Origin of the sequence: Sphingomonas sp. (genome assembly GCF_042096255.1) — a bacterium.
Classification (GTDB): Bacteria; Pseudomonadota; Alphaproteobacteria; order Sphingomonadales; family Sphingomonadaceae; genus Sphingomonas.
This window is the reverse complement of sequence record NZ_JBELLZ010000165.1, coordinates 1-4271: the sequence shown is the minus strand read 5'-3', so window position 1 is coordinate 4271 and position 4271 is coordinate 1. Positions and strand designations below refer to the sequence as shown.

Sequence of the window (4271 nt, the reverse complement as noted above, 5' to 3'; positions counted from 1 at the left end):
GCGATGAACAGCGCCGCCAGCGTCATGTAGATGTTGGTGCCGTCGAGGTTGAACGAATAGCCGGTGGGGACCACCAGGCCGACCACCGACTTGGGGCAGCCCGCCGCCTCCATCTTCTCGATCAGCGACGGCAGCGCGCTCTCGGACGAGGAGGTGCCGAGCACCAGCAGCAGCTCGCCCTTCAGATAGGCGATCAGGCGAAGGATCGAGAAGCCGCAGGCCCAGCCGACGACCCCCAGCACGCCGAGCACGAACAGCAGCGAGGTGGCGTAGAAGGTGACGACCAGCACCGCGAGATTGGCGAGCGTGCCGATGCCATAGGCGCCGATAGTGAACGCCATCGCGCCGAACGCACCGATGGGGGCGGCGCGCATCAGGATGGAGACCACCTTGAACATGGCGGCCGAGATCCCCTCCAGCGCGCCCAAAACCTTCTCGCCACGCTCGCCGATCAGCACCAAAGCGATGCCGAACAGGATGGCGACGAACAGGGTCTGGAGGATGTTGCCCGCGGTGAGCGCCGAGACGAAGGTGTCGGGGATCACCGACAGCAGGAAGCCGGTGAGCGAAGTCTCATGCGCCTTGGCGGCGTAATCGGCCACCGCGCCCGACTGGAGCGTGGACGGATCGATGTTCAGCCCCGCGCCGGGCCGCACGACATTGGCGACGAGGAGGCCGACGAACAGGGCCAAAGTGGAGAAGGTGAGGAAATAGGCGAAGGCCTTGGCGGCGATCCGGCCGACCGCGGCGAGATCGCGCATGCCGGCGATGCCGGTGACGATGGTCAGGAAGATCACCGGTGCGATGATCATCTTCACCAGCTTGATGAAGGCGTCGCCGAGTGGCTTGAGCGCGGCGCCGGTGGCGGGCGCGAAATGCCCGATGGCGACGCCCGCGGCGATGGCGATCAGCACCTGGAGGTAGAGGTGGGTGTACCAGGGGCGCGGGGTGGTGTCGGCAGGGGTGGTTGGCGGAAGCATCTGTTCTTCCTAACGGAAGCGCATCACCGATCCACCCGCCTCCAGCCGGTGGGCGAAAGAACCGTCGCACTCCGCGCGGCGCTCGCCTATCTCGCACACCATGGCCGGCCGCTTCGACACGCTCTCCAACCGCCGCGCGATCGTCGATCGGCGCGCGCTCGCCGATCGGATCGCGGCGCTGCCGCAATCGGGCACCGCGCTGCGCCTTGCCGCCACCGCCGAGCTCAAGGCGGCGCTGGAGGCCGGGCGCGCCGAGGTGGCGCGGCGGCTGATGGAGCATCCGTCGCGCGGGCTGGAGGCCGCCGCCGGCCAGGCCTATCTGACCGACCAGATCCTGCGGGTGCTGTTCGATCTCGCCACCACGCGCATCCACCCCAATGCCAATCCGACAGGCGCCGAACGGCTGACCGTGCTGGCGGTGGGGGGCTATGGCCGCGGCGAGATGGCGCCCTTCTCCGACGTCGACATCGCCTTCCTGACGCCTTGGAAACAGACCCCCTGGTCCGAGCAGGTGATCGAGACGATCCTGTATTCGCTCTGGGACCTGGGGCTGAAGGTGGGCCATTCCAGCCGCTCGGTGGACGAGATGGTGCGCCAGGCGCGCGCGGACGTGACCATCCGCACCGCGCTGCTGGAAAGCCGCTATGTCTGCGGCGACGTGGACCTGCACGGCGAGACGGCCAGGCGGTTCGACACCGAGGTGCGCCAAGGCACCGAACGGCAATTCATCGCCGACAAGCTTGCCGAGCGCGACGCGCGCCACGTCAAGATGGGCGATTCCCGATATGTGGTCGAGCCCAATGTGAAGGAGGGGAAGGGGGGCCTGCGCGACCTCCATACCCTGTTCTGGATCGGCAAATACGTCCACGATGTCGAGCGCGCGGCGCAGCTGGTCGAGAAGGGCTTCTTCAGCCGAGCCGAATACCGGCTGTTCCATCGCGCCGACGCGTTCCTCTGGGCGGTGCGCTGCCACCTGCACCTGCTGGCCGGGCGCGCCGAGGAGCGGCTGACCTTCGACTATCAGCGCGAGATCGCCGAGCGGATGCGCTTCTCCGACCGGCCCGGCAAGTCGCGGGTCGAGCGGTTCATGCAATTCTACTTCCTCCAGGTGAAGACGGTGGGCGCGCTGACCGGAGTGTTCCTGGCGCATCTGGACGAGCAATTCGCCGCCCGCGGCCGCCGTTTCGGCCTGCCCGGCATCCGTCGCCGGCCGCGCCGGCTGAACGGGTTCGTGCTCGATCGCGGCCGGCTGGCACTGCCCGACGACGACTATCTCCGGGCGGAGCCGGTGCGGCTGATCGAGCTGTTCCAGCTTGCCGACCTGCACGGCGTGGAGATTCACCCGCTGGCGATGCGTGCCGCCACCCGCGACGCACGGCTCGCCGACTCGATCCGCACCGACGCGCGCGCCAACGCGCTGTTCCTCGACGTGCTGACCAGCCCGCGCGATCCCGAGCTGGTGCTGCGCTGGATGAACGAGGCCGGGGTGCTCGGCCGCTTCGTGCCGGACTTCGGCCGCGTCGTCGCGCAGATGCAGTTCGACATGTACCACCATTACACGGTGGACGAGCACACCATCCGCGCGATCGGCCTGCTCGCCCGGATCGAGCAAGGCGCGCTGGCCGCCGACCACCCGCTCGCCACCGCGATCCTGCCGCAGATCGTCTCGCGCCGGGCGCTTTACGTCGCGGTGCTGTTGCACGACATCGCCAAGGGGCGCGGCGGCGACCATTCGGTGCTGGGCGCCGAGGTGGCGCTGCGCCTGTGTCCGCGCTTCGGCCTGACGCGGGCGGAAACCGAGACGGTCAGCTGGCTGGTGCGCTGGCACCTCCTGATGTCGGCGACCGCGTTCAAGCGCGACCTTGCCGACTTCAAGACCATCCTCGACTTCACCGCCGCGGTGCAGAGCCCGGAGCGACTGCGGCTGCTGCTGGTGCTCACCATCGTCGATATCCGCGCGGTCGGGCCGGGCACCTGGAACGGGTGGAAGCGCCAATTGCTCGGCGACCTGTTTGAGGCGGCCGAGGAGGTGCTGCGGCTGGGGCACAAGCAGAAGGGCCGCGAGGAGCGGATCGCCGCCAAGCAGGAACGGCTGGCCGAGGCAACCGGCTGGGACGCCGTCCGGTTCGACGCCTACGTCCGCCGCCTGCCCGAGACCTATTGGATCGCGGAACCCGAGGACGTGCTGCTGCGCAACGCTCGGCTGGTGGATGCCGCCGCAGGCGCGCCGCTATCGGTGGAGGCGCAGCCCTATCCCGAGCGCGGCGCGACCCTGGTGACGGTGCATGCCGCCGACCATCCCGGCATCTTCTACCGGATCGCCGGCGCGATCCATCTGGCGGGTGGCAACATCATCGACGCGCGCATCCACACCACCCGCGACGGCATGGCGCTGGACAATTTCCTGGTGCAGGACCCGCTCGGCCGGATGTTCGCCGAGGAGGGCCAGCTGGAGCGGCTGCGCGTCGCGATCGGCGACGCGCTGGCGAACCGGGTGCGGCTGGCCGACCGGCTCCAGGCCAAGCCGCTGCCGCGGGCACGCTCGGAAGCGTTCACCATCGAACCCAATGTGCTCGTCGAGAACAAGGCCTCCAACCGCTTCACCGTCGTCGAGGTCAATGCCCGCGACCGTCCGGCGCTGCTGAGCCAGCTGGCGCATGCGCTGTTCCAATCGAAGGTCACCATCCATTCGGCGCACGTGGCCACCTATGGCGAGCGCGCGGTGGACACCTTTTATCTGACCGACCTGATGGGCGATAAGATCGCCAGCACCACCAAGCTCCGGGCGATGGAGAAACGGCTGCTCGACGCGGCGGCGGGCCGGGAACTGGAGCTGGCGGCATAAGGAGGCGAGAGGATGCCGGTACTGGGGATTGGCGGATTGTTCTTCCGGGCGCAGGACCCGGAAGCCTTGTCGGCATGGTATGTCGAGCATCTGGGCGTCGGCAACGGCTGCGACTCGACCGGCGGCGGCGCGCCGGAGCCGTGGAGCTGGCGGGTCAGCGAGGGCCCGGTGGTGTTCGCGCCGTTCAAGGCGACCACCGACTATTTCGCCGCGGACAAGCAATACATGCTCAACCTGCGCGTGTCCGAGCTGGACGCGCTGCTGGAACGGCTGCGCGCGGCGGGGATAGCGGTGGAGACGCGCGCGGAATGGGACTCGCCCGAGGTGGGACGGTTCGCGCGCATTCATGACCCCGAGGGCAACGCGATCGAGCTGTGGGAAATGCCGGCGTCCTGAATCCTCCCCACGCAGTGGGGAGGGGGACCGCCGAAGGCGGTGGAGGGGCG

At 68.8% G+C, this 4271-nt stretch carries 3 protein-coding genes; 2 read left to right on the top strand and 1 reads right to left on the bottom strand.

The features are described from left to right. A partial coding sequence (locus tag ACFDTH_RS17660) for a cation:dicarboxylate symporter family transporter (RefSeq protein WP_375288863.1) occupies positions 1–980 on the bottom strand: 980 nt, incomplete at its 3' end. A 100-nt stretch (positions 981–1080) separates the two neighbouring features. Between ACFDTH_RS17660 and ACFDTH_RS17655 the strand changes: the two genes are divergently transcribed. Both ACFDTH_RS17655 and ACFDTH_RS17650 read left to right on the top strand, forming a co-directional pair. Next, on the top strand, positions 1081–3825 hold the full coding sequence (locus ACFDTH_RS17655; protein ID WP_375288862.1) for a [protein-PII] uridylyltransferase: 2745 nt from the start codon (positions 1081–1083) through the stop codon (positions 3823–3825). 12 nt (positions 3826–3837) lie between these two features. Next, complete coding sequence (locus ACFDTH_RS17650; RefSeq protein ID WP_375288861.1) at positions 3838–4221, top strand: VOC family protein; 384 nt, start codon at positions 3838–3840, stop codon at positions 4219–4221. Positions 4222–4271 lie beyond the last annotated feature (50 nt).

Bases quoted from the DNA above. Each gene is read 5' to 3' on its own strand.
- ACFDTH_RS17655 (WP_375288862.1), top strand. From the start codon at position 1,081: ATGGCCGGCCGCTTCGACACGCTCTCCAACCGCCGCGCGATCGTCGAT.
- ACFDTH_RS17650 (WP_375288861.1), top strand. From the start codon at position 3,838: ATGCCGGTACTGGGGATTGGCGGATTGTTCTTCCGGGCGCAGGACCCG.